Genomic DNA, 25,809 nt, shown 5'->3' on the forward strand with positions numbered 1-25,809 from the left:
AAGAGTTATCTGACAGCCAGTCAGTTTTCTTCGGTGCGCGCCCTTCCCACCTGTACGGCTTGGCGCTCTAATGACCGCCAAGCCGCTCGGTCGCCCCGGTCAGCCCGGCCAGCCGGCCCCGCTCTGCCAGCCCCGATCTGGAGGACACGTGGAGTACAACCTTGCCGACCTCTTCGAATCGATCGTCGACGCCGTGCCCGACCGAGAGGCGCTGGTCTTCGCCGACCACCCCGGCACCGGGGCCGAACGCCGGCTGACCTACGCACAGCTCGACGCCGCGGCCAACCGGCTCGCCCACCACCTCGCCGACCGCGGCGTACGGCCCGGCGAACACGTCGGTCTGCACCTCTACAACGGCGTCGAGTACCTCCAGACGCTCTGGGCCTGCCTGAAGATCCGCGCCGTCCCGGTCAACGTCAACTACCGCTACGTGGAGGAAGAGCTGGCCTATCTGTACCGGGACGCCGACCTGGTGGCGCTCGTCTTCGACGGGGAGTTCACCGGACGGGTCGCGGCGGCGCTCCCGCGCGCGGAGCGGCTGCGCCACCTCGTACGGGCCGGCGAGGCCCCCGAGGGCGCGCCGGAACCCCGCATCGCGCCCGTGAGCTTCGCCGAGGCCGAGGCCGCCGGCTCGCCCGAGCGCGGCTTCGGACCGCGGTCCGCGGACGACCAGATCATCATCTACACCGGCGGCACCACCGGCATGCCCAAGGGCGTCATGTGGCGCCAGGAGGACCTCTTCTTCTCCGGCCTCGGCGGCGGCGCGCCGACCGGCGAACCCGTCAAGCGCCCTGAGGAGTTGGCGGAGCGGGTGGCCGCGGGCGGCGAGGGCCTCGTCTTCTTCCCCGCCCCGCCGCTGATGCACGGCACCTCCACGCTCACCGCCTTCATCGCCTTCGACTTCGGCCAGAAGGTGGTACTCCACCGGAAGTACGTACCGCACGAAGTGCTGCGCACGGTCGAGAAGGAGAAGGTCACCAGCGTCTCCCTGGTGGGGGACGCGATGCTGCGCCCCCTGGTGGACGCGCTCGGCGGCCCGCTGCGCGGCACCGACTGCTCGTCGCTGTTCACCGTCAGCAGCTCGGGCGCGATCCTGTCGGAGACCGTGCGGGCCCAGTTCCAGGAACTCGTGCCGAACGTGCTGCTGCTCAACAACTTCGGCTCCTCGGAGTCCGGCTTCAACGGCACCGCGACCGAGGACTCGGGCCCCGACCGGGGGTTCCGGCTGCGCGTCAACGACCGTACGGCCGTGGTCGACCCGGCGACCCACGAGCCGGTCGCCCCCGGCGAGCCCGGCCGGCTGGCGCAGCGCGGACATGTGCCGCTCGGCTACTACAACGACCCGAAGAAAACCGCCGAGACGTTCTTCGAGGCGCGGGGCGAACGGTGGGTGCTGCTCGGCGACATGGCGACCGTCGACGCGGACGGCGTGGTCACCGTGCTCGGGCGCGGCTCGCAGTGCATCAACACGGGCGGTGAGAAGGTGTACCCGGAGGAGGTCGAGCAGGCCCTGAAGGCCCATCCGGATGTGTACGACGCGCTGGTCGCGGGCGTGCCGGACCCGCGCTGGGGCAACCGGGTGGCGGCCGTCGTGCAGCCGCGCGAGGGGGCCGGGCCGCTGAGCCCGGAGGCCGTACAGGCGCACTGCCGGACCCGGCTCGCCGGGTACAAGATCCCGCGCAGCGTGGTCTTCACGGACCATATCCAGCGCTCCCCCAGCGGCAAGGCGGACTACCGCTGGGCCAAGGAGAAGGCCGCCGAGGCGACGTGAGGGACGGTCTCGTTCCGGCTGCGTCCCGTAGGGCTCCCGGCGCTGAGGGCCGGCGTTCGCACACTGAGGGCAGCGCGCGGACCAGGGCGAGGGCGTGCGGGGCGTCGAGGTGGTGTGCCTGCCGGGTGCGGCCCGCGCGCATGCCGGACTTCCGGGCCGCGAGCCGGTTATCCACAGCCCGGCGACCATCCTTGACGCATGGCTCCGCTCCTGATTATTTGATCGGAGACACGGCGACCGAATGATCGGTCGGTTCCTTGGGGCGGTGATGTCATGACGGGTCCGCGGGACCTCCTCGACGACGCGGAACGGATGTCGCGCGAGGAGCTGGAAGCGCTCCAGCTGCGACGGATGCGCGCGACGCTGCGCCACGCGTACGAGAACGTGGACTTCTACCGCCGCGCGTTCGACGCGGCGGCGGTGACGCCGGAGGACTGCCGGACGCCGACCGACATCGCGCGCTTCCCGTTCACCGTCAAGGCGGACCTGCGGGACAACTACCCGTTCGGGATGTTCGCCGTCCCCGAGTCCGACATCCGGCGCATCCATGCCTCCAGCGGCACGACGGGCCTCCCCACCGTCGTCGGCTACACCGCACGAGACCTGGACGTCTGGGCCGAGGTCGTGGCCCGGTCGCTGCGCGCCGCCGGAACCCGGCCGGGCCACAAGGTCCATGTGGCGTACGGATACGGCCTGTTCACCGGCGGCCTCGGCGCGCACTACGGCGCCGAGCGGCTCGGCTGCACGGTGATCCCGGCGTCCGGCGGCATGACCGCCCGCCAGGTGCGGATCATCCAGGACTTCCGCCCCGAGATCATCATGGTGACGCCGTCCTACATGCTCACCCTCCTCGACGAGTTCGAGCGCCAGGGCGTCGATCCGCGCGGCACCTCCCTCAAGGTCGGGGTCTTCGGGGCCGAGCCGTGGACGGAGGAGATGCGCCGCGAGATCGAGGAGCGGTTCGCCATCGACGCGGTCGACATCTACGGGCTCTCGGAGATCATCGGTCCGGGCGTGGCACAGGAGTGCGCGGCCACCAAGGACGGACTGCACCTGTGGGAGGACCACTTCTACCCGGAGGTCGTCGACCCCATCACGGGCGAGACGCTGCCCGACGGCTCCCACGGCGAGCTGGTGCTGACCTCGCTCACCAAGGAGGCCATGCCCATCATCCGCTACCGCACCCGCGACCTCACCCGGCTGCTGCCGGGCACGGCCGCCGCGCCCTTCCGCCGCATGGAGAAGATCACCGGCCGCAGCGACGACATGATCATCCTCCGCGGAGTCAACCTCTTCCCCGCCCAAGTGGAGGAGATCGTCCTGCGCACCCCCGGCATCGCCCCGCACTTCCAGCTCCGGCTGACCCGCGAGGGCCGCATGGACCACCTGACCGTACGGGCCGAGGCCCGGCCCGGCGCGTCGCCCGAGCAGCGCACGGACGCGGTGGGACTGATCGCCTCCGGCGTCAAGGACGGCATCGGGGTATCGGTGGCGGTCGAGATCGTCGACCCGGAAACGCTGGAACGCTCGGTCGGCAAGTTCAAACGCATCGTGGACGCCAGACCGTCGTAAGGGCCTGGCCATCCGGGCCGTCGCGCCGGCCCGGCGCGGGAAGCCGGGCCTGGCCGGGACGCTCACGGCTCACGGCTCACGGCTCACGGCTCACGGCTCACGGCTCACGGCTCACGGCTCACGGCCAGTTTCCTGCCGGAGCCCGCCGGAGGCCGTCGGGGCGGCACCGGTGCCGGTCCGGTGTCAGCGCCCCGGCGCGAAGCGGTCGCGCAGTTCTCGTTTGAGGATCTTTCCGCTGGCGTTGCGGGGCAGTTCGGGGACGAACAGGATGCGTTTGGGGGCCTTGAAGTGGGTGAGACGTTCGCGGACGTGGTCGATCAGTTCCTGTTCGCCGACGGCTGCGCGCCGGACGACGACGGCGGTGACCGCCTCGATCCAGTGCGGGTCGGGGAGGCCGATCACCGCCGCCTCGGCCACGGCGGGGTGTTCGTAGAGGGCGTCCTCGACCTGGCGGGAGGCGACGAGGACGCCGCCGGAGTTGATGACGTCCTTCACGCGGTCGACGACGGTGAGGTAGCCCTCGGCGTCGCGTACCGCGAGGTCGCCGGAGTGGAACCAGCCGTCGCGGAAGGCGTCGGCGGTCTCCTCCGGCTTGTTCCAGTACCCCTCGCACAGCTGCGGCGAGCGGTAGACGATCTCGCCGGTGACGCCGGGGTCCACTTCGACGCCGCGCTTGTCCACGACCTGGGCCTCCACGAACAGCACCGGACGGCCGCAGGAAGCCATCCGGCCCTCGTGCTCGTCGGGGCCGAGGACGGTGGCGAGGGGGCCGATCTCGCTCTGCCCGAAGCAGTTGTAGAAGGCCAGGTCCGGGAGGCGGGTGCGGAGCCGTTCCAGGACCGGTACGGGCATGATCGAGGCGCCGTAGTACGCCTTGCGCAGCCCGCTGAGGTCGCGGTTGACGAACTCGGGGTGGCCGGCGAGCCCGATCCAGACCGTGGGCGGGGCGAAGAAACTGTCGGCGCGGCCCGCCCCCACCAGTTCGAAGATCCGGTACGGGTCGGGCTCGTCGATGATGGTGTTCTCCGCGCCCACGGCCAGATAGGGCAGCAGGAAGACGTGCAACTGCGCCGAGTGGTAGAGCGGCAGGCAGTGCAGCGGCCGGTCGCTCTCCCTGAGGTCCAGGGCGGTGATGGCGCTGACGTAGGCGTGCACGAGGGCGCGGTGCGACATCATCGCGCCCTTGGGTTCGGCGGTGGTGCCCGAGGTGTAGAGGAGCTGGACCACTTCCTCGCCGTCCCCGTCCCCGCCCCCGCCGAAGACGATGCCGGCCGCGCTCCGCTCCCGAGCCTTCTCCAGCAGCGAGCCGGTGGCGTCGCGCAGCGCCATGACCGGTACGGACGCGGGCAGCCGGTGTTCGATGGCCGGGTCGGCAAGGACGAGCGAGCTGCCCGACTGCTCGATGACGTACCGCAGCTCCTCGCCGGTGAGGTGGTGATTGACCGGCACATGGACGTAGCCCGCGCGGGCGCAGGCGAGGAAGGCGATCAGGTAGGCATCGGAGTTGTGCCCGTACGCGACGACGCGGGCGCCGTCGGCCAGTCCGCCGCGGTTCGCCAGCGTCCAGGCGGCCACGGTCACCGCGTCGTCGAGTTCCCGGTAGGTCCAGGCCCGTTCGCCGTACCGCACCGCTGTGCGGTGGGGCACCCGCCGGGCGCTGCGCCGCAGGATGTCGTCCACCGTGCTGCTGCGTACTCCTCCGGTCATGGTCGGATCTTGTGCGCGGCGCGGTCCCGGGTCAAGTGGTCGCGCGGGAGGGGCTCCGGGGCGGCGACGCACCGCCCCCTCCCGCCACACACTCCCCATCGGAGACAATCCTCCTGCTTGGCACGATCCGACAACATCCGTATCACATTGCCTTGTTGGGGGAGAGTTGACCTTACGCAACCGACTGCGCGCCCTGGTGCTCACGGGCGCCGCGCTGCTGACCGTATCGACCGTGCTGCCGCCGGGGGCGGCGGCGGCCGAGCCGGACCGTACGCACCGGGCTTCGGGCGACGGGCTGTCCGCCGTCATCCGCTACACGGAGTACGGCATTCCGCACATCACGGCCGAGGACTACCCGAACCTGGGCTTCGGCGAGGGCTGGGCGCAGGCCGCCGACCAGGTCTGCGTGCTGGCCGACGGGTTCGTCACCGGGCGCGGCGAGCGCTCGCGCTACTTCGGCCCCGACGCCGCGACCGACCGCTCCATGTCCTCCGCCTCCACCAACCTCACCAGCGACCTCTTCTTCCACGGCCTGAAGGACGCGGGCACGGTCGAGAAGCTGCTCGCCCAGCCCGCTCCGGCCGGCCCCAGCAGACAGACGAAGGAGCTGATGCGCGGCTTCGCGGCCGGCTACAACGCCTGGCTGAGACAGCACCGGATCACCGATCCGGCCTGCCGGGGCGCGGCCTGGGTCAAGCCCATCACGACGCTCGACGTGGCCCGGCGCGGCTACGCCCTGGCCCTGCTCTCGGGGCAGGGCGCGGCCGTGGACGGCATCACGGGGGCCCGGCCGCCGGCCCCGGGGGCGAAGCCCCCGAAGCCGACGAAGGACCCCGTCGAGACGGCGCGCGGGCTCTTCGCGCAGAGCCGTTCGGACATGGGCTCCAACGCCGTGGCGTTCAGCGGGGAGACCACCGCGAACGGGCGCGGCCTGCTGCTCGGCAATCCGCACTACCCCTGGAAGGGCGGCCGCCGCTTCTGGCAGTCCCAGGTCACCATTCCGGGCGAGCTGGACGCCGCGGGCGGCTCGCTGCTCGGCGCCACGTCGATCTCCATCGGCCACAACTCCCGTATCGCGTGGAGCCATACGGTCGCCATGGGCGTCCCGCTGACGCTGCGCGAGCTCCGGCTCGTACCGGACGATCCGACGTCCTACCTGGTGGACGGCAAGGCCGTGAAGATGACCAAGCGCACGGTCACGGTCGCGTCGCGGGGCTCGGACGGCCGCCCCGCCGAGGTCACCCGCTCCCAGTGGTGGACCCGCTACGGGCCCGTCACCACGTCCTACGGCGGAATCCAGCTGCCCTGGAGCGGCGGCTCGGCGTACGCGCTCGACGACGCCAACGCCGCCAACCTGCGGTTCACCGACGCCGGGCTGAGCCTCAGCAAGGCCCGCGACGTCGACGGCGTCCGTGACGCGCTGAACCGGGTCCAAGGCCTGCCCTGGGTCAACACGATCGCGGCGGACTCCGCCGGTCACAGCCTCTACACCCAGTCGCAGGTGCTGCCGCGCGTCACCGACGAGCTGGTCGCGCGCTGTTCCACGGCGCTGGGCAAGCGGATCTATCCGGTGTCGGGCCTCGCGGTGCTGGACGGTTCGCGCGAGTCCTGCGGGCTGGGCCGGGACGCCGACGCCGTGCAGGACGGGATCTTCGGGCCGTCCGCGATGCCCACGCTCAAGGACGCGCCGTACGCGGAGAACTCCAACGACAGCGCCTGGCTGGCCAACGCGGACCAGCCGCTGACCGGCTACCCGCGGGTCTTCGGCGACATCGGCACCGAGCGGTCGATGCGTACCCGTGGCGCGATCGAGGACGTGGACGCCATGGCGGAGCGGGGCCGGCTGACCGTGGCCGATCTTGAGAAGCAGCAGTTCGCCAACCGCGTGCCCGCCGCCGATCTGGCCGCGGCCGACGCGGCGAAGGCGTGCGCGGCGCTGCCGGGCGGCACGGCGGTGGACAGCCAGGGCAGGCGCGTGGACGTCTCGGACGCCTGCGACGTGCTGGCCGGCTGGGACCGTACGGTACGGACCGACAGCGCGGGGGCGCTGCTCTTCGACCGCTTCTGGCGGAAGTTCTCGGACGCCGGACCGGACCACAAGGTATGGCGGGTGCCGTTCTCCGCCGCCGATCCCGTCGGTACCCCGAACACTCTGAACACGGCCGACCCTGCGTTCGCGCGCTCGCTGGCGGACGCCGTCGGCGAGCTGCGGGCGGCCCGGATCGCGCTCGACGCGCCACTGGGCGAGCACCAGTTCGTGGTGCGGGGCGGCGAGCGCATCCCGGTGTCGGGCGGCACGGAGTCGCTGGGCGTCTGGAACAAGACGGAGGCCGGCTGGGACGCCGCGAAGGGCGGCTACAGCGAGGTCGTGCACGGCTCCAGCTTTATCCAGGCGGTCGGCTTCGACGGCAGCGGCTGCCCGGTCGCCCGTACGCTGCTGACCTATTCGCAGTCCTCGAACCCGAACTCGCCGCATTACAGCGACCAGACGGAGTTGTACTCGGCGGGTCGCATGGTCAAGGAGCGGTTCTGCGCGAAGGACGTCCTCGCGTCGCCGGAGCTGCGGGTGGTGCGGGTGAGCGAGCACTGAGGTGACCGCTCACCCGTGAGGCGACTACACGGCGCGCTCCCGGCCCGCCCAGTGCGGGTCGCGGAGCCGCCGCTTGTAGAGCTTGCCGTTGGGGTCGCGCGGCATGGCCTCGATGAAGTCGACGGTCTTGGGACGCTTGTAGCCGGCGAGCGTCCGCTCGCAGTGGGCGAGGATCTCCTGGGCCAGTTCCGGGCCCGCCGAGTGCCCCTCGGCGGGCTCGACCACCGCCTTGACCTGCTCGCCCCAGTCGTCGTGGGGGATGCCGAAGGCCGCGGCGTCGGCGACGGCGGGGTGGGCGAGGAGCGCGGACTCGATCTCGGCGGGGTAGATGTTGACGCCGCCGGAGATGATCATGTCGATCTTGCGGTCGCGGAGGTAGAGGTAGCCGTCCTCGTCGAGGTAGCCGAGGTCGCCGACGGTGAAGAAGTCGCCGATCCGGTTCTTCCGCGTCTTGTTCTCGTCCTTGTGGTAGGCGAAGCCGCCGGTGCTCATCTTCATGTAGACGGTGCCGAGTTCGCCCGCGGGCAGCCTGCGGCCGTCGTCGTCGAAGACGGCGAGTTCACTGATGGGCCAGGGCTTGCCGACGGTGCCGGGCTTCTTCAGCCAGTCCTCGGCGGTGGCGAAGGCCCCGCCGCCCTCGCTGGCCGCGTAGTACTCCTCGACGCACATGCCCCACCAGTCGATCATCGCGCGCTTGACGTGGTCGGGGCAGGGCGCGGCTCCGTGGATGGCGTGCCGCATGGAGGAGACGTCGTACGAGTTTCGTACGGTCTCCGGGAGCGCGAGCAGCCGGTGGAACTGGGTCGGCACCATGTGTGTGTGCGTGCACGCGTGGCGGTCGATGGCCGCCAGCATGCCCTCGGGCGTCCACTTGTCCATCAGCACCAGCCGGTGCCCGATGTGCAGGGACGCGCCCGCGAATTGGAGGACCGCCGTGTGGTAGAGCGGCGAACAGACGAGGTGCGCGTTGTCGTCGAAGGGCTTGATGCCGAAGATGCCGAGGAAGCCGCCGAGGTACGTCTCTTCGGGTGGTTTGCCGGGCAGCGGACGGCGTATGCCGCGCGGGCGGCCTGTGGTACCGGAGGTGTAATTCATGACCCAGCCGAGCGTGCGGTCCTCGGGCGGGGTCTCGGGTTGCCCCTCCAGGAGGGCCTCGTACGGGCGGAAGCCGGGGATGCCGGGAACGCCGGGAGTACCGCCGACGGCGTAGCGGCGGGCGGCGGGCAGGCCCGCCTCGTCGGCCGCCGCGGTCGCCGCCTCGCCGAACCGCTCGTGCGCGATGAGGACCTTCGCGCCGGAGTCCGCGACGATCCAGGCGATCTCGGGGCCGACGAGGTGGTGGTTGACGGGCACGAGGTAGAACCCGGCCTGGGAGGCGGCGAGATAGGCAGTGAAGAATTCCACGCCGTTGGGGAGCACGGCCGCGAACGCGTCGCCACGCTCCAGTCCGGCCGCGCGCAGCCCGTGCACGAGCCGGTTGCAGTCGGCGTGCAGCCGGCCCGCGCTCCACTCTTCGCCGTCGGGCGCGATGAGGACCGTACGGCCGGGGTCCGCGGCGGCCTGTGCCCAGAAGCCGTTCGGGGGTTGCGTCATGGGAAGGCGCTCCTCTCCGCGCTCAGGCGCGTCCGGCGATGCGGTTGATGCGGTCGATGGCGCGCTCGAAGCCCGCGGTGAGGTCGTGGAAGACGGCCTGGACGCTGCGTTCGGAGTTCATCCGGCCGACGATCTGGCCGACGGGCGTGCCGAGCAGGGCGTCCACTTCGTACTTCTGGATGCGGGAGACGGCCTCGGCGACGAGCAGCCCCTGGAGCGGCATGGGCAGGGTGCCGGGGCCTTCCGGGCCGTCCCAGGCGTCGGTCCACTCGGTGCGCAGCTGGCGGGCGGGTTTCCCGGTCAGGGAACGGGAGCGCACCGTGTCGCCGGAGCCCGCCGCGAGGAGCTTGCGGGTCAGCGCGCGGGAGTGCAGGTCGGCTTCCTCGGTGGTGAGCCAGAGCGAGCCGAGCCAGACGCCCTGGGCGCCGAGGGCGAGTCCGGCGGCGATCTGCTCGCCGCTGCCGATGCCGCCGGCGGCGAGTACGGGGAGCGGGTCGACGGCCTCGACGACCTCGGGGGTCAGCACCATGGAGGCGATCTCGCCGGTGTGGCCGCCGGCTTCGTAGCCCTGGGCGACGACGATGTCGATGCCGGCGTCGCGGTGACGGCGCGCGTGGCGGGGGCTGCCCGCGAGGGCGGCGACGAGGATGCCGTGGGCGTGGGCGCGTTCGACGACGTCGGCGGGCGGTGAGCCGAGCGCGTTGGCGAGCAGGGCGATGGGGTAGTCGAAGGCGACGTCGAGCTGGCCGCGGGCGACCTGTTCCATCCAGCCGGTGATCCGCCAGCCGGACGCCTCGCCCTCGTCGAGTTCCGGCACGCCGTGCTTGGCGAGGGTGTCGGCGACGAACTGGCGGTGGGCCGGCGGGATCATCGCCTCGATCTCGGCCTCGGTCACCCCCTCCACCTTCTTGGCGGGCATGACGACGTCGAGCCCGTACGGTCTGCCGTCGGTGTTCTCCTGCATCCAGTCGAGGTCGCGCGCGAGGTCGTCGGCGGCGCCGTAGCGCACCGCGCCGAGGACGCCGAGCCCTCCCGCTCGGGTGATCGCGGCGGCTACCGCCGGGAACGGCGTGAAGCCGAAGATGGCGTGTTCGATCCCCAGCCGCTTGCTCAGCTCCGTCTCCATGCGGGGCAGGATGCCGCAGCGCGGCGTACGAGGGAAGAGATTTTCTGATGCTGCGTCAGATTCTTCCGGTCGTCGCCGCCGTTGACAGACCGGCCGCTCCGGTTGAAAGCTTCACGGGACCGGATCGATCATGAAAGAAACTTTCAGGACTTGCGGGAGGGCCGATGGCCGAGCGCGTGGAGGGCAGTGCGGGTGACGGGATCAGCAGACGCCGGTTCGGGGCCGGGGCGCTCGCGCTCGGCGGGGCGCTGGTGATCGCCACGCCGCCGGGCGCCGCGTGGGGCGCCGCGGCGAGTGGGATGGAAGGGACGGGAGAGGCAGGCCAGGGCGGTGGCGACCGCCGTACGACGCTGCGGCGCGGCTCGGCGCACCGCGCGGGGCTGCTCGAACACCACCTCGGGCAGGTCACCGCCGAGGCCGAGACCTATCTCCACCCCTCCCCCAAGCACCCGTACTACCCCGGCGCCGTGCTGCTCGCCGGGCGGGGCGGCACCGTCGCGCTGGAGGAGGCCCTCGGCAAGGCGGTGCGCTACGCCCGCTACGACGAGAAGAACGACACCGGCGTCGAATTCCCCGCCGGCCGGCAGCGCCCCATGACCATGGACACCGTCTTCGACCTCGCCTCCCTCTCCAAGCTCTTCACCTCGGTCCTGGCCGTCCAGCACATCGAGCGCGGCGAACTGGCGCTGGAGGCCGCGGTGGCCTCCTACCTCCCGGAGTTCGCGGCGGCGGGCAAGCAGGCCATCACCATCCGCCAGCTGCTCACCCACACCTCCGGCTTCCAGCCCGACCTGCCCTTCTACGACCGGCCGACCCGCGAGCAGCGGCTCCGGCTGCTGTGGGACGAGGCCCCGCGGCACACCCCCGGCACGGCCTACCTCTACTCCGACCTCAACCTGATCTCCCTCCAGCTCGTCCTGGAACGGATCAGCGGGCGGCCCCTGGACGAGCTCGTACGGACGGGCATCACCGGCCCGCTCGGCATGGCCTCCACCCGCTACAACCCGCCCGCGAGCTGGAAACCGCGGATCGCCGCGACCGAGGACCAGCGCAAGCCGTGGGCCCGGCTGGACCGGGGCCTGGTCTGGGGCGAGGTGCACGACGAGAACGCCTTCGCCTTCGGCGGGGTCGCCGGGCACGCCGGGGTCTTCTCCTGCGCCTGGGACCTGGCGGTCCTGTGCCGGACGCTGCTCAACGGCGGCGCGTACGGGCGGGTCCGCGTGCTGCGCCCCGAGTCGGTGCGGCTGATGTTCACGAACTTCAACACGGCCTTCCCCGGCGACGACCACGGGCTCGGCTTCGAGCTGTACCAGCACTGGTACATGGGCGCCATGGCCACGCCCAGCACGGCGGGCCACACGGGCTTCACCGGCACGTCGGTCGTCCTGGACCCCACCACCGACTCGTTCCTCGTCCTCCTCTCCAACTCCGTCCACCCCTGCCGCACGTGGCGCTCCGGCAGCGCGCCACGGGTCGCGACGGGCGACGCGCTGGCCCGCGCCGTGCCGGTACGGCCGAGGGCCGGCCGCACCGCCTGGTTCTCCGGCATGGCGAGCGCCGCCGATGCCACGCTCGCCCTCCCCGCCCTGCCGCTCGCCTCCCGGCGGGCGCGGCTGAGCTGCGACCTGTGGTGGGACGTCGAACCCTCCGACGCCCTCCGCCTGGAGGTCTCCACGGACGACGGCGCCACCTGGCAGCCGGCCCCCTTCACCACCCGGCCCCCGCACGGCCGCCCGACGGACCACCCCGACGCGACGGCGACCGGCTACAACGGCCGCGTATGGCAGCGCGCGCACGCGGACCTCGCCGCATGGCGCGGCCACCGAGCCGTACGGCTGCGCTGGCGCTACACCACCGATCAGCGGTACGTGGGGCGCGGGGTGTACGTCGAGGGGCTGCGCGTCACCGACGGCGCCGGTGCGTCTTTCGACGAGAGGCGACCGCGTGATGCCGCGCGCGTGGAGGCGAAGGGCTGGACGCGGTCGTCGGACTAGGCGCTCCGCGGTCGGCGGGGTGCGCCGGTTGCGGGCGCGTCCTGGCTGATCGCGCAGTTCCCCGCGCCCCTTCGGGCCACAGCCACACCGCACGCGTGAAGGCGGACCCGGCCCTCCGCCGCAAGCCCAGTACGCCGACTGCGGGCGCGTCCTGGCTGATCGCGCAGTTCCCCGCGCCCCTTCGGGGCGCGGCTCTTGTCGCACCCGCGCTGCGCGGCACGCGCTGGGGCGCGCGGCGCGGAAGCGGGCGGCTCGCCAGGCGTGCGTCCGCCGGGCCGGGACGGCTACCGGCCCAGCGTCCCCCGCTGCTGCCTGAGCGCGGCGACCTGGCGGTACAGTTCGACGGCTTCCGTCGAGCGGCCGAGTTGTTCGAGGCAGTGGGCCTCGTCGTTGCGGCTGGCCAGGGCGTCGGGGTGGTTGGCGCCCAGGACGCGCTGGCGGGCCTGGGCGACCTGGCGGTATACGGCCAGGGCGTCCGTCCAGCGGCCGAGCCAGCCGAGGCCGACGGCGACTTCGCGGCGGCTGACGAGGGTGTCCGTGTGATCGGCGCCGAGCACCCGTTCCCGGATCGCGGACACGTCGCGGGCCTCGGCGAGGGCCTCCTCCCAGCGGCCGAGCCGGCCGAGGTTGACGCCGAGGCCGTGCCGGGCCCGGAGCGTCTCGGGGTCCGTCGCGCCCTGCGCGCGCGTGCGGTCGTCGACGAGGTCGCGGTAGAGCTCCAGGGCCGCGGCGCTGCGGCCCAGCCGCCCGAGGCAGATGCCCGCCTCGTAGCGGGCGGCGAGGGTGTCCGGGTGGTCGGGCCCCAGCGCCTGGGCGCGGGCGGCGGCGACCTCGCGGTACGTGTCGAGCGCCTCGGACCAGCGGCCGAGCTGGCCGAGCGCGTACCCGACCTCGTAGCGGGTGACGAGGGTGTCGGGGTGGCCGGGGCCCAGGACGCGGGCGCGGGCGGCGGCGACGTCCCGCGCCATCTCGTACGAGTCGTCCAGGCGCCCGAGCCTGCTGAGGTTGTAGGCGAGGTTGTGGCGGCAGCGCAGCGTGTCGGGGTGGTCGGGCCCCATGGTGCGCTGCCGCACGGCGAGCACGGCGGCGTAGACCTGATGCGCTTCGAAGTGCCGACCGAGCTGCCCGAGCACGTACGCGGTCTCCTGCCGCGCGGCGAGGGTGTCGGCGTGTTCGGCGCCGAGCACCCGTTCCCGGCCGGCCGCGGCCTGCCCGTACTCGCGCAGCGCGTCCGCCGGACGGCCCAGCCGGCTGAGGGTGTAGGCGACCTCGTACCGGCTGGCGAGCGTGTCGGGGTGGTCCGCGCCCAGGACATGCTCGCGCTCGGCGGCGACGGCGCGGTGCACCTTGCCCGCCTCCTCCCAGCGGCCGAGCCGGCCGAGGCTCAGCCCCGCGCCGTGCCGCATGGACAGCTCCTTGAGGACCTCCGGTTCCACGCCGGACGGGGTCGATCCGGCGAGCGGCGGCTCGGCCCGCCGCGAGTCGGCGGGCCGGGTCCAGGAGCCGGTCAGCGCGGCGGTGTGGTCGGCGGGCGCCGGCGGGAGGGAACCGGCGGTGGCCTTGGAACCGGTGGTCATGCCCCTCGCCCAGGCCGGCAGCCGGGTCGGCTCGGGCAGCGCCGCCGGCGGCCATACGGGCTCGGGTACGGGCCGAGGCCTCTGTCCGGGGCCGGTCACCGTCTCGGCGGGCCGGTCCGGGGCAGCTGCCAGGGGCCCGCCCGCGGCGACGGTCGGCCGGTGGGCGGCGGTCGGCCGGAGCGCGGTCCAGCGGTGGCCCGTACCGTGCGTCTCCGCGATCCGGCGCCCGAGGTCGGCGGCGTCCTGCGGGCGGTCCTCGGGGTCCTTGGCGAGCAGGTCCAGCACGATCCGCTCGAAGGGTTCGGGCAGGTCGGGGCGGTGGCTGCGGAGCGGTTCGGGCGGGGTGTCGCGGTGGCCCACGAGGACGCCCCAGGCGTCGTCGAGGTCGAAGGGCGGGGCTCCGGTGGCGATTTCGTACAGCACGCAGCCGAGCGAGTACAGATCGCTGCGCCGGTCGACGTGGCCGCCCGCGATCTGCTCGGGCGACATGTAATGCGGAGTGCCCATGGCGATGCCGGTGCCGGTGAGGCGGCTGGTGAGCCCGATGTCGTGGCCGAGTCGCGCTATCCCGAAGTCGCATATCTTCACGCTGCCGTCGACCAGCCGCATGATGTTGGCGGGCTTCAGGTCGCGGTGCACGATGCCCTGCCGGTGGGTGTAGGCGAGGGCCGTCGCCACCTGGTCCGCGATGTCGACGACGTCCGGCACCGGCAGCGGGTGGTGCTTGTTGTCCTCCAGGAGCTGGCTGAGGTTGCGGCCCTCCAGCAACTCCATGACCAGGTAGAGGACGCCGTCGGACTCGCCGAAGTCGTGGACGACGGTGACGCCCCGGTGCTGGAGGGCGGCGGCGACCCGGGCCTCCCGCCGGAACCGTTCGCGCAGCACCCGCATGAACGACTGATCGTGCCGCGGCCCCAGGGGGTTGAGGCATTTGACGGCCACCCGGCGGCCGAGCGACTCGTCGAGCGCCCGCCACACCTCGCCCATACCGCCCCGCCCGATCAGTTCGAGCAGCCGGTACCGGCCCTGGATCAGCCTGGTGTCCGCCATCCTCCGCCGCCGCCCCCGTCGTTTCGCGCTGCTGCCCTCCCCGGCCCGTCCAGTATGGCGTCCAGGCTGCGCAGCTTGTAGGCCGAGGGGCGGCTGCCGGGGCCGAGGCGCGCGGCGGCGGTGAGGATGTGTTTGGGCGGGAGTTGCCAGCGTACGGACGCGGGTACGCGCCGCAGGGCGAGGCCGGCGGTGCGCAGCCTGCGGGCTACGGCGTCCGGGGGCGGCGCGGGCCGGCCGTACAGCTCGTGGGCGTACGGGGGCAGGGAGGCGTACGCGAGTGCGGACACCCGTCCCCAGATCACCCGGCGCACGGGGGTGAGCAGCGGGGGCACGGGCGGGCGGCGCAGGAACTCGTCGACCTCGAACGCCTCGGGGGTCGCGGCCAGTTCCGGGCGGACCTTCTCGAAGTAGGCGGCGAGCTGCCCGGCGTCGGCCGGTACGCGGGCGGGGTCGAGGCCGACGAGCCGGGCGGAGCGGCGGTGTTCGGCTATGTAGGCGTCGGCGGTCGTGTCGGTGAACGGCAGGCCGGAGGCGCGTACGACGTGGAGGTAGGAGGCGACCTCCGCGCAGTGCACCCAGAGCAGCAGCTCGGGGTCGTCTATGCGGTAGCGCTCGCCGGTGCCGGGGTCGGTGGCGGTGAGTCTGCGGTGGATGGCTCGGACGGCGGCCCCGGCCCGCTCGGCGGCGTCGGCGGTGCCGTAGGTGGTGGTGGCGACGAAACCGGCGGTGCGCAGGAGCCGCCGCCAGGGGTCCTGGCGGAAGTCGGAGTTCTGCATGATGCCGCGCACGGCGCGCGGGTGGAGCGCCTGGAGCCACAGGGCGCGGACGCCAGCGATCCACATCATCGGGTCGCCGTGCACCTGCCAGGTCACGGATCCGGGGCCGAAGAGCCCTGGGGCCCCGCTGTTCCCACTGATCGGACTGTTGGGGCTGTTGGGGCTGTTATGACTGAACGGGCCGTTGTGCCCGTTCGGGTTGTTCTGACTGCTCGGGTTGTTCTGGCTGGTCAGGCCGTGCCGCATTGCGCTCACCTCCGGGGCCGGAGTGTCGACCCTAACGGCCGAGGACCGCCGCCGGGATCGGCCAGTGGCCGCGTGAGCCCGTCAGGTCCGTCAGGCCCGTCAGCAGCCCTCGCGCTGGTAGACGCGCGCGCCCTCGATGTCCGCGAGCGGCCGGTATCCCGCCGCGAGCAGGCGGCGCAGCTCCGGGTAACGGGACAGGGAGTAAGGCGTGCTGGCGGAGTCGTCCACGAAGACGCAGGGCGGTGCGGTGGCGAGTTCCCTCCGGAAGACGGGCCAGGCGCCGGGGACGGCATAGGCGGGGCCGACGCTGCGGGTGCCACCGCCGCCGCTGAAGTTGGTGAGCAGCCCGGCGGTGAGGTAGCGGCTGGCGGGCAGGCGCTCGGCCAGCCAGTAGATCTCCGGGTGCATCCCCCACACGAAGACGCGCTGTTCGGGTGAGGTGAGTTCGCTGACCGTACGGGCTACCGCGAGCTGCTTGTGCATGCGCGGAGGTTCGGTGTGGAAGGCCACGACTGTCCAGCCCGCGGCGACCGCGAGGGCGGACAGGGTGACGGCGGAGGCGACCCCGGATCTTCCGGCTCGGGTGGCCAACCGGCGTAGCGGGCTCGGGCCCCGTGACGGGGCCGGGGCCGGGGCCCGGCAGGCGAGGCCGACGGCGCGCAGCGCCAGCAGGGCCATCGGCGGAATGAGCTGGAGGAAGTAGTGCCCGTAGTAGTGCCAGCCCACGGACACGGCAGCCGCCGAGGCGAGCAGCCAGAGCACGAGGGCCCGGGCGGCGGCGCTGCGGTCGCGGAGGGTGCGCCTAGGCAGCAGCGGGACGAGGGCCGCGCACGCGGCGAAGGCGGTCAGCAGGCAGGCGAGGTTGGTCCACGCGTGGCGCAGCACTTCTCCCGCGCCCGGCGGCGAGGTCGCGTAGGAGCCCGAGGAGAGGAAGACCCAGAAGACGAACCGGTGTCCGCCGAGCAGTGCCGCGCACCCCAGGAGGGGAATGAGGGTGCCGCCCGCGAGCGCTGCCGCGTCGCGCCATCGTCGGGGGCGGGGCCGAGGCGCTGTGAGTGCGCATACGGCCAAGGGAAGCAGGGGTGCGAGCCCGACCTGTTTGGTGAGGGTGGCGACGGCCACGGCCAGGCCCGCGGCGAAGTATCGGCCGCCCGCGCCGTAGTAGAGCGCGGCCGCGGTCGCGGGCAGCATGAAGAGCTCGAAAGTGGCGGCCATCGCGTCCGGCGCAGGGAGGGCCGCGGAGGCGGCGACGGTCAGGACGCCGGCCGGGAGCGCCGCCCAGGGGCCCAGCCACCGCTCCGCGAGCCGCGCGGTGTACACCGCCGCGAGGGCGAGCGCGGCCATGGTCAGGAGGCGCACCAGGAGCAGCCCGTGCGTTCCCGCGAGCGCGGAGCAGGCTTCGTACAGCCAGGGCACGAGGGGCGGCTTGCGGTCCACGACGTCGGCGTACATCCGCCCGCCCGCCCGGAGCATGGCCGCCTCCGTGCCGAGGTAGCCCTCGTCCGCGCTCCAGAAGGGGCGGTGGAAGGAGGGCAGGCGTACGAGGGCCGCCAGCAGGAGCAGGCACGCGCCGTGTACGAGCAGTCTGCGACGGCCGCCGGGCGGCCCGGAGTCCGTTGCGCCGCGCCCCGAGTCCGTTGCGCCGCGCCCGGAGTCGGTTCCGCCGCGCCGGAGAAGGCCGGGCGGGCGCTCACGGATCGCGGTACGGGCGCGAACCGCGGCGGGGTCCGGGCCGCTCGGGGCCGGGCCCGCCCGTACCGGCTGGTCCGCGTCCGCTGGGGCGATCGGTGACACGAGTTCCTCAACTCCCCTCCGCTAACTCCATCGCATACCTAGTGGAGTGAGTATTAGAGTGAGGGTGTGAAAGTGTCAACCACGGTCGTTCTGCAAGCTTCACGCATCACTCAGACCGCTTTGACCTGCGGCGATAGGAAAACCAGCAGGAGAGAGGCGCGACGCCCTGGCCGGCTCCGGTCCATCACACACCTAGTGGTGAGATAGTGCTCTCGTGGACTTTCGGATTGAGCGGAACACCGGAGTGGCCCCGTACCAGCAGATCGTCCGGCAGGTGAAACAGGCGCTGCGCCTGGGGCAGCTCGTGCCGGGCGACAAACTGCCGTCGGCGTCGGAGGTGGTGGCGGCGACCGCGATCAACCCCAACACGGTCCTGAAGGCGTACCGCGAGCTGGAGCACGAAGGGCTGGTCGAGACCCAGCAGGGCCGCGGGACGTTCGTACGGGCGTCCCTCGCCCAGCCGGGCACCGCGTCCGGCTCACCGCTTCGGGACGGTCTGCGCGTGTGGATGGCCTCGGCCCGCGCCGCCGGGCTCGAACGGGAGGACGTCGCCGCGCTTCAGGCCGCCGAGCTCGACGCCTTCTTTCCCCTGCATCCCCCGGTCCGCCGGGACACGGCGATCGGGGAACGGTGACCGGGCCGCACCGGCGCCGGCCCCCGCACGACGGCGCCGGACTCCCTCACGACGCGGCCGGACGACCGTCGGACGGCGACGCCGGCCCCCCGTATGACGCGGCTGGACCCTCGGGCGGCGACGCCGCTGCCGCTCCCGCGCTGGAGGCGGCCGGGCTCGGCATCCGCGACAACGGCGAGTGGATCCTGCGCGGCAGTTCCTTCCGCGTCCCTCGCGGCCGGATCGCCGCCCTCGTGGGGCCCAACGGAGACGGGAAGAGCACGCTTCTTGCCATAGCCGCCGGACTGCGCCCGGCGACCGAGGGCTCCTTGCGGGTCCTCGGCTGCCCGGCGGGCAGCCGGGCTGTCCTGCCCCGCGTCGGCGTGCTCCTCCAGGACAGGCCGCTGCACAAGACGTTCACCGTGGCCGAGACGCTGCGGATGGGCCGGCAGCTCAACCCCTCCTGGGACGACGCGCTGGCCGCCTCGGTCATCGAGGACGCGGACGTGCCGCTGCGCGCCAAGGTCGGCAAGCTCTCGGCGGGGCGGCGCACCTGCGTGGCCCTGGCGCTCGCCCTGGGCAAGCGCCCCGATCTGCTGCTGCTCGACGAGCCGATGGCCGACCTGGACCCGCTGCGCCGCCACGCCATGACGGCCGCGCTGATGGCCTCGGCCGCCCGGCACGGGACCACTATCGTCATGTCCTCCCACATCGTCGCCGAGCTGCATCTGATCTGCGACTACGTCCTGCTCATGGCGCGCGGGCGGGTCCTGATCGCCGACGACACGGATTTCGTGCAGGCCGCGCACTCCCTGGTCACCCACACCCTCGACGACCCCGCGGCCGTCCCGCGCGCGCCGCGCGGCGGCGGCACCGTGATCGAGAGCCGCACCAGCGGGCGACGGCTCACCGCGCTGCTGCGGCTGCCCACGCACGCGGACGGCGCCGCGACCGCCGCCTCGCCCTCCCTGGACGAAATCCTCCTGGCCTATCTGCGCAACCCCGACGCCCCGCCGCTGCTCGCCCCCGGCGAGGCGGCGCAGAGCCCCGCCCCCGACATCCACCGTGGGCGCGGACGGTGACGGGACTCATCTGGCCCGTCTGGCGACAGCACCGCACGGCGTACTGCGTCCTCCTCGCGCTCGCCGCGTTCGCCGCGGCGTGGGCGTTGTGGGAGCACCACGCGCTCGTCACCGGCGTCCACGACTGGGCCGCGGGCTGCCCGGACGCCACGTGCGGCGAGCCGAGCGCGGCCAGCGGTCCGGCGGACAGCGCGCAGATCATCCAGAATGAGGCGCACACCGCGCTGCGCTACCTCCCTGTGGCGGTCAGTGCCCTCATCGGCGCCCCCTTGTTCGCGCAGGACATGGAGAACGGCACCCACCGGCTGGCCTGGACCCAGTCCACGAGCCGTACGCGCTGGGCCGCCGCCAAACTCGCCGTCGCCGCCCTCCTCACCGCCGTCGCGGCCCTCCTGATCACCGCCCCCGTCACCTGGTGGTGGTACACGATCCGGCACGGCCGCGACGGGAGCGGCGCCCTCGGCGCGGCCTGGAGGGCGCATGCCCCGCAGAGCGACTGGTCCTTCCTCCCGTACACCGGACCGGCGGGCATCGCCCATCTCCTGCTGGGCCTCGTGACGGGCGCGGCCGTCGGCCTGCTGCTGCGCCGCCTGCTGCCCGCCGTCGCGGTCTCCGCCACCGTGACCCTCGGCGTGCAGTACGCCCTGGACCAGGTGCGTCCGCACCTGCTCACCGCAACGGTCACCCGGCGCCCGGTCAACGTCTCCCCCGCCTCGCCCGTCAACAGCTGGCACCTGGGTCAGGGCTACGCCCGCACCGACGGCAGCCTCACCGACTACGTCGACCCGTGCCCGCCCAGCGGCTGGGCCGCCCAGCTGCGCTGCGAGCAGGCCCACCACATCTCGGGCTCGTACAGCCGCTATCTGCGCCCGTCCCAGCTGCTGCCCCTCCAGTGGCTGGAGACCGGCATCTGCCTGGCCGCTGCCGCGCTGCTCACCGCGCTGTGCCTGTACGGCGTGCGCCTCATCAGAACCCGCTGACCGTCGGCGCGGCCACTCCACCTCGGTGGCCTGCACCTTTGCCCAATAATTCGAACATACGATCTACTCGTTCCCTATGAGCTACCTCTTCCCCGCCGACCTCCTGGAGACCCAGACCGAGTGGTACGCCACGTACTGGCTGCTCGCCGGCGTCCCCTCCCCCACCACCACGGCCGCCCACCGCCACCGGCTCCAGCAGCTGTCCGCCCGCATCGCCGGACACCCCTACTGGCAGACCCCGGCCGGCACCCCCGCGGCCCGCATGGCCCTCAAAGAGCTCGCCCGCGTCCGCGCGGAGGAGCGGCGGTGACGCTCGCGCACAGCCGGTGACGCCGTGCTCGGCTAGCGCCGGACCCGCGGCATTCCCAGGCCGATCCAGGAGATGATCTCCCGCTGGATCTCGTTGTTGCCGCCGCCGAAGGTGAAGATGACGGCGCTGCGGTAGCCGCGTTCGAGCTCGCCGTGGAGCACCGCGCCGGCCGAGCCCTCCTTGAGCGGCCCGGCGGCTGCCGCGATCTCCATGAGCCAGGCGTAGGCGTCGCGCCGCGCCTCGGAGCCGTAGACCTTGACGGCGGAGGCGTCCTGGGGGGTGAGGGTGCCTCGTTGGAGGGCGTCGACCATGCGCCAGTTGAGCAGTTTCATCGCGTCGAGCCTGGCGTGCGTACGGGCGAGGCGGCCGCGTACCCAGTTCAGGTCGAGGACGCGGCGGCCGTCGGCGAGCTTGGTGTCGGCGGCCCAGCGGCGGACGTCGGCGAGGGCCCGTATCGCCGTGGTGCCGTGGGCGGCGAGGGTGACGCGCTCGTGGTTGAGCTGGGTGGTGATCAGCCGCCAGCCCTTGTTCTCCTCGCCGACGCGGCGGGTGACGGGGACGCGGACGTTCTCGTAATAGCTGGCGGTGGTGTCGTGGGAGGCGAGGGTGTTGATGAGGGTGCAGGAGTAGCCGGGGTCGGCGGTCGGGACGAGGAGCATGGTGATGCCCTTGTGGGGCGGGGCCTCCGGGTCCGTACGGACGGCGAGCCAGACCCAGTCCGCGGTGTCGCCGTTGGTGGTCCAGATCTTCTGGCCGTTGACCACATAGTCGTCGCCGTCCCGTACGGCGCGGGTCTTGAGGGCCGCGAGGTCGGTGCCGGCGTCGGGCTCGCTGTAGCCGATGGCGAAATCGATCTCGCCGGAGAGGATGCGCGGCAGGAAGTACCGCTTCTGCTCCTCGGTGCCGAACTGCATGATCGTCGGGCCTACGGTGTTCAGCGCCATGAGCGGCAGCGGCACGCCCGCCTGGGCGGCCTCGTCGAAGAAGATGAACTGCTCCATGGGCGTCATGCCGCGCCCGCCGTACTCCTCGGGCCAGCTGACGCCGAGCCGCCCGTCGGCGCCGAGGCGGCGGACGGTCTCGCGGTAGAAGCGCTTCTGCGCGGCGGGGTCGGCGTAGCGGGCGTAGGCGTTGTCGGGCACCAGCTCCGCGAAGTACGCACGCAGTTCGGCGCGCAACCGCTGCTGTTCCGGCGTGTATTCGAGGTGCACGGACCCTCCTGGAGGCTGGGATCGCGCGGACTCCGCGCCGACCGCGCACAGACTAGAACCCGTTACAGAAATTAGGAACCCGCGGCAGTGGACGAATCCGCCGCGTCATCGCGTCGGGCGTGCAGGCCGGGTACGCGGCCGCGGTACGGGCGTCCGCCCGCCGATCTCGCCCCGCCCTTCGTGCAGCAGCAGTTGCCGCTTGCGGTCGAGGCCGCCCGCGTAGCCGGTCAGGGCGCCGTCCGCGCCGATGACGCGGTGGCAGGGGCGTACGACCAGCAGCGGGTTCGCGCCGATCGCGGCGGCGAGGGCCCGTACGGCGGAACGCGGCGCTCCGATGCGGTCGGCGAGGCGGCCGTACGTGGTCGTGGTCCCGTACGGGACGGCGTCCAGGGCCTGCCAGACGCGCTGCTGGAATGCGATGCCGTGCGCGGCGTATTCGATGTCGAAGCCGGTCAGGCGGCCGTCGAAGTACGAGCGCAATTGCGCGGCGATGGCGGCGAACGCGTCGGGGGCGTGGCGCCAACCTTCGTGTACGGCCGCCCCGTTCCGCTGTCCTCGCGTCGATACGGACGCGAGCGCCGTGCCGCCCTCGGCGGTCTCCGATGCCTCACCGACCAGGAGCAGCTCGCCCAGCGGGCTGTCGATCATTGTGTAGATGGTCATGTCCGTCGCCGCCGCTTTCTCTCTCTTGCCCCGCTCATCTGGTTCGTCTGGTTCGTCTCGATTTCTTGTCACATTTCGAGAGTGCGGGTCGGCGATCGCGATTACTGGCGGGATTCGGACATGGCACTGGGACAGTGCGTCACTGGAAGCGGCCCCTGCGGTCCCCCGACTCGCCGCCCGGCGCTTGACGCCCGTAGCGCGGTGTCAAGGCGTACGGGACGGGTGCGGGCGCCGGGGCGGCAGCGCCCGGCGGGGGCAGGCGCCAATTGTCTCGCCCCCCGTGCGAGGCAATTGGCGTGAATCCTGCCGGCCATCGACGTGCTTCGACGCTTCGTCGTCCTTGCGCTTTCGCTTCGACGGATGACGACTCTAGGCTGGCCGTGTCCCACCGACTTTGCTGAGCGTGCACGGAACTTGGTCGGTTGTGCGCCGACCTGTGCGTGCCGCGCCGCGACCCGCCTGCCCCGCAGACCCACTGCCCGCCGGAGCCTCTCAGGGAGGGGGCGTTCTGGGTGAGCGAGACACTGGACACCAACGCCATTCCGCCAGGAGACCGGGAAGAACTCCTCAGGCACGCGGTGTGGCAATCCGTCGTGCGCATCGACATCAATCACCACCTCCCGCCGAAAGATCTCTCGGCCCAGGTGGAGCTGGACAACGCCGGGCTCATCGGCATCTGCTCCGCACAGGCCACCGGCCTGACGATTCACCGGACGCCGCGGCTGGCACGGGAGGACACCGAGCCGGCCGTGTTCCTCGGACTCCAGATGTCGGGCTCCAGCATGGTGATTCAGAACGGGCGCGAGGCCCTGCTGCGACCCGGCGACTTCGCCCTCTACGACACGGCCGTCCCGTACACGCTCGCCTTCGACTCGGGCGTCGACCAGCACTTCCTGCGCTTCCCCCGATCGGCGCTCGCGCTGCCCGAACGGTCGCTGCGCGAGATCACCGCCACGACGCTGGGCCCCGACAACCCCGTCGCCGAGCTGGCGGCCGGATACTTCAGACAACTCGCCGTGACCGAGGCCCTGCACCGCGGACCGAACGCCGAGGCGATCGCGGAGCCCAGCATCGAGCTGGTCCGCGCGGTCGTCGCCTCCCAACTGGGCAACTCGAACCTCGCCCGCGCCCCCATGGCGGAGACCCTGAACCTGCGCATCATGCGCTACCTCCGGGCGCACCTCGCCGACCGCGACCTCTCCGCCGAGCGGATCGCCGCCGCGCACGGCATCTCGGTCCGCCACCTGTACACGGTGCTGGCGAAGTCGAACGTCACGCTCGGCGAGTGGATCCGCTCGCACCGTCTGGAGGAGTGCCGCCGCGAACTCGCCGACCCGCGAGCCCGTTACCGGACGATCGCGGCGATCGCGCGCGGCTGGGGCTTCGTGGACGCCACGCATTTCAGCAAGGCGTTCAAGCAGGCGTACGGCATGACGCCGAGGGACTGGCGCAACCTCGACCGGTCGGCGGAGTGCCCGTCCGTCTAGCCGGACACTCCTTACGCTTCGCGCGCTCCGCACGCTCCGTACGCCCTCGCACCGGTGCCGGGGCCGCGAGGTTCAGCAGGAATCGACGACGCCCAGGCCCGCCTCCGCCGCCGCGTCGAAGCCGTCGTCCACCGCGACGACCCGCCGTCCCGCGGCGTCGAGGAGGGAAGCGCCGATGGCCGCGCGCATCCCGCCGGCGCAGTGCACCCATACGGTGCCGGGCGGGACCGCGCCCTGGCGGTCGTGGAGTTCGTGGATCGGGATGTGCACCGCGTCTTCGACGCATCCGGCCGCGCGCTCGGAGTCGCGGCGGACGTCGAGCACCACGACCGGCTCGCCGCGTTCGCGGGCGGCGGCCAGGTCGGCGAAGGAGGCGCGGGGGAAGGACGCGAGCCGTTCGCCGTCCGGTATCCAGTGGTGCGGGTCGCCGGTGGCGGCGCCGGCGGGGCGGTCGATGCCGACCCGCACCAGTTCGCGCTGGGCGGCGGCGATCTGTTCGGGGGTCTCGGCGAGCAGCGTGACGGGCTTGCCCCACGGGATCAGCCAGGCCAGGTACGTGGCGAGTCTGCCGTCGCCCTCGAAGTTGAACGACCCGGCCACGTGCCCTTCCGCGAAGGCGACGCGGCTGCGCAGGTCCACCGCCCACTCCCCCGCCGCCAGCCGCTCGGCGATCCGCGCGGCGTCGGCGGGCTCGGGCGGGGTGAGGTCGACGGGGGCGGGGCCGGCGGCGTTGGCGGGGCCCATGTGGGCGTAGTAGGCGGGTATTTCCTCCAGTCCCGCCAGCAGTCGGGCGACGAAGGTGTCGGCGTCCAGGGTGAGCGCGTCGTTGGTCCGCCGCTCCTTGCCGATGGTGGTGGCGTCGCCCGCGGCCTGCGTGGAGGAGCAGAAACTGCCGAAGCCGTGCGTGGGCAGCACCCGCACCTCGTCGTCGAGGGCCGCGGCGAGCCGGTGGGCGGAGGCGTACTGCTCGCGGGCCAGCCGTTCGGTCAGCCGCGGCTCCACCAGGTCCGGCCGCCCGACGGTGCCGATGAGCAGCGATCCGCCGGTGAAGGCCGCCACCGCGCGCCCGCCGTCCTCCAGTACGTACGAGGTGTGGTGCGGCGTGTGGCCCGGCGTGGCGACGGCGCGCAGCACCAGGCCCTCGTCCACGGCGACGGTGTCGTCGGCGTGGACGGGCACGCGGGTGAAGGCGACGCCGGCGGCGGCCGGGACCAGATAGCGCGCCCCGGTGATCCGGGCCAGTTCCAGGCCGCCGGAGACGTAGTCGTTGTGCACGTGCGTCTCGGCCACGTACGCGATCCGCGCTCCGCGCCGGGCGGCGGCCGTGATCACCTGGTCGATGTCGCGCGGCGGATCGACCACGACCGCCTGACGCGCACCACCCGCCAGATAGCTGCGGTTGCCCAGGCCCTCGAACTTCAGGGTGTCGACGAAGAACACGGTTCCGGCTCCTCACACGGCAATGGATGACCGGGGTCCGGGCTGCTCCTGGGGCCGGCGCCGCCGCCCGTCCGGCATTGCCTCTACGACTGCGGGTACCGCACCACCGGCGGTCCGAACCGTCTCGTCCGCTTTCCTTTCCGCCGGCAGGCCGCAGGCGATCCGCTGCCAGACGGTCAGGACGGCCCGTGAGCGGCCTAATGCGCTCCGCCGTCAAGATCAAGCCA

Annotated in this window: 18 protein-coding genes; 9 read left to right on the forward strand and 9 right to left on the reverse strand. The window is 72.7% G+C overall.

What is annotated here, in order from left to right:
• The first annotated feature begins 148 nt into the window (after positions 1–148).
• Positions 149–1,771 (forward strand): acyl-CoA synthetase, encoded by a 1,623-nt coding sequence (locus AB0I49_RS10325; RefSeq protein WP_363226439.1) that lies wholly within the window; start codon positions 149–151, stop codon positions 1,769–1,771.
• A gap of 273 nt (positions 1,772–2,044) precedes the next feature.
• Positions 2,045–3,343, forward strand: coding sequence for a phenylacetate--CoA ligase PaaK (paaK, locus tag AB0I49_RS10330; protein WP_363226440.1), 1,299 nt, complete (start codon positions 2,045–2,047; stop codon positions 3,341–3,343).
• A 183-nt stretch (positions 3,344–3,526) separates the two neighbouring features.
• Here paaK and AB0I49_RS10335 read toward each other — a convergent pair whose 3' ends face one another.
• Positions 3,527–5,050: a fatty acyl-CoA synthetase gene (locus tag AB0I49_RS10335; RefSeq protein WP_363226441.1), complete on the reverse strand. Its 1,524-nt coding sequence runs from the start codon at positions 5,048–5,050 to the stop codon at positions 3,527–3,529.
• Positions 5,051–5,216: 166 nt separating this feature from the next.
• On the opposite strand from AB0I49_RS10335, the gene AB0I49_RS10340 reads away from it, so the two are divergent.
• Positions 5,217–7,640, forward strand: a complete 2,424-nt coding sequence (locus tag AB0I49_RS10340) for a penicillin acylase family protein (RefSeq protein WP_363226442.1) — start codon at positions 5,217–5,219, stop codon at positions 7,638–7,640.
• Between the two features lie 24 nt (positions 7,641–7,664).
• Here the strand turns inward: AB0I49_RS10340 and AB0I49_RS10345 are convergent, their stop codons facing one another.
• Positions 7,665–9,233: an acyl-CoA synthetase gene (locus AB0I49_RS10345; protein WP_363226443.1), complete on the reverse strand. Its 1,569-nt coding sequence runs from the start codon at positions 9,231–9,233 to the stop codon at positions 7,665–7,667.
• Between the two features lie 22 nt (positions 9,234–9,255).
• A complete protein-coding gene (locus tag AB0I49_RS10350; protein WP_363226444.1) occupies positions 9,256–10,359 on the reverse strand; it encodes a nitronate monooxygenase family protein in 1,104 nt (367 codons plus the stop codon).
• Positions 10,360–10,523: 164 nt separating this feature from the next.
• Here AB0I49_RS10350 and AB0I49_RS10355 point away from each other — a divergent pair, with 164 nt between their 5' ends.
• Positions 10,524–12,353 carry a serine hydrolase gene (locus AB0I49_RS10355; RefSeq protein WP_363226445.1) on the forward strand — a complete coding sequence of 610 codons (1,830 nt, stop codon included), beginning with the start codon at positions 10,524–10,526 and terminating at the stop codon, positions 12,351–12,353.
• A gap of 284 nt (positions 12,354–12,637) precedes the next feature.
• Here AB0I49_RS10355 and AB0I49_RS10360 read toward each other — a convergent pair whose 3' ends face one another.
• The 3 genes from AB0I49_RS10360 to AB0I49_RS10370 all read right to left on the reverse strand — a co-directional run bounded on the left by AB0I49_RS10360 (position 12,638) and on the right by AB0I49_RS10370 (position 17,796).
• The gene (locus AB0I49_RS10360; protein ID WP_363226446.1) at positions 12,638–14,980 is read right to left on the reverse strand and encodes a tetratricopeptide repeat protein; all 2,343 of its coding nucleotides are present in this window, start codon (positions 14,978–14,980) and stop codon (positions 12,638–12,640) included.
• On the reverse strand, positions 14,962–16,002 hold the full coding sequence (locus AB0I49_RS10365) for an oxygenase MpaB family protein (protein WP_363226447.1): 1,041 nt from the start codon (positions 16,000–16,002) through the stop codon (positions 14,962–14,964). The genes AB0I49_RS10360 and AB0I49_RS10365 overlap by 19 nt, the downstream gene beginning before the upstream one ends.
• Positions 16,003–16,101: 99 nt before the next feature.
• Positions 16,102–17,796: a glycosyltransferase family 39 protein gene (locus AB0I49_RS10370; protein ID WP_363226448.1), complete on the reverse strand. Its 1,695-nt coding sequence runs from the start codon at positions 17,794–17,796 to the stop codon at positions 16,102–16,104.
• Positions 17,797–18,010: 214 nt separating this feature from the next.
• Between AB0I49_RS10370 and AB0I49_RS10375 the strand changes: the two genes are divergently transcribed.
• From AB0I49_RS10375 to AB0I49_RS10390, 4 genes are all read left to right on the forward strand, one after another.
• Positions 18,011–18,430, forward strand: a complete 420-nt coding sequence (locus AB0I49_RS10375) for a GntR family transcriptional regulator (RefSeq protein ID WP_363226449.1) — start codon at positions 18,011–18,013, stop codon at positions 18,428–18,430.
• Positions 18,431–18,570: 140 nt separating this feature from the next.
• Positions 18,571–19,491, forward strand: coding sequence for an ABC transporter ATP-binding protein (locus AB0I49_RS10380; RefSeq protein WP_363226706.1), 921 nt, complete (start codon positions 18,571–18,573; stop codon positions 19,489–19,491).
• Complete coding sequence (locus AB0I49_RS10385; protein ID WP_363226450.1) at positions 19,488–20,471, forward strand: cell wall protein; 984 nt, start codon at positions 19,488–19,490, stop codon at positions 20,469–20,471. Before AB0I49_RS10380 ends, AB0I49_RS10385 begins: the two co-directional genes overlap by 4 nt.
• Positions 20,472–20,547: 76 nt before the next feature.
• Entirely contained in the window at positions 20,548–20,781 is a 234-nt protein-coding gene (locus tag AB0I49_RS10390; protein ID WP_363226451.1) for a hypothetical protein, read from the forward strand.
• A 32-nt stretch (positions 20,782–20,813) separates the two neighbouring features.
• Here AB0I49_RS10390 and AB0I49_RS10395 read toward each other — a convergent pair whose 3' ends face one another.
• On the reverse strand, positions 20,814–21,992 hold the full coding sequence (locus AB0I49_RS10395; protein ID WP_363226452.1) for an acyl-CoA dehydrogenase family protein: 1,179 nt from the start codon (positions 21,990–21,992) through the stop codon (positions 20,814–20,816).
• 105 nt (positions 21,993–22,097) lie between these two features.
• Positions 22,098–22,655 carry a methylated-DNA--[protein]-cysteine S-methyltransferase gene (locus AB0I49_RS10400; protein WP_363226453.1) on the reverse strand — a complete coding sequence of 186 codons (558 nt, stop codon included), beginning with the start codon at positions 22,653–22,655 and terminating at the stop codon, positions 22,098–22,100.
• A 512-nt stretch (positions 22,656–23,167) separates the two neighbouring features.
• Between AB0I49_RS10400 and AB0I49_RS10405 the strand changes: the two genes are divergently transcribed.
• Complete coding sequence (locus AB0I49_RS10405) at positions 23,168–24,142, forward strand: helix-turn-helix domain-containing protein (RefSeq protein WP_363226454.1); 975 nt, start codon at positions 23,168–23,170, stop codon at positions 24,140–24,142.
• A gap of 72 nt (positions 24,143–24,214) precedes the next feature.
• On the opposite strand, the gene AB0I49_RS10410 is transcribed toward AB0I49_RS10405, so the two are convergent.
• On the reverse strand, positions 24,215–25,582 hold the full coding sequence (locus AB0I49_RS10410) for an MBL fold metallo-hydrolase (protein ID WP_363226455.1): 1,368 nt from the start codon (positions 25,580–25,582) through the stop codon (positions 24,215–24,217).
• Between the last annotated feature and the right edge of the window lie 227 nt (positions 25,583–25,809).

The sequence above is a fragment of the Streptomyces sp. NPDC050617 genome (assembly GCF_040654795.1).
Lineage (GTDB): Bacteria > Actinomycetota > Actinomycetes > Streptomycetales > Streptomycetaceae > Streptomyces.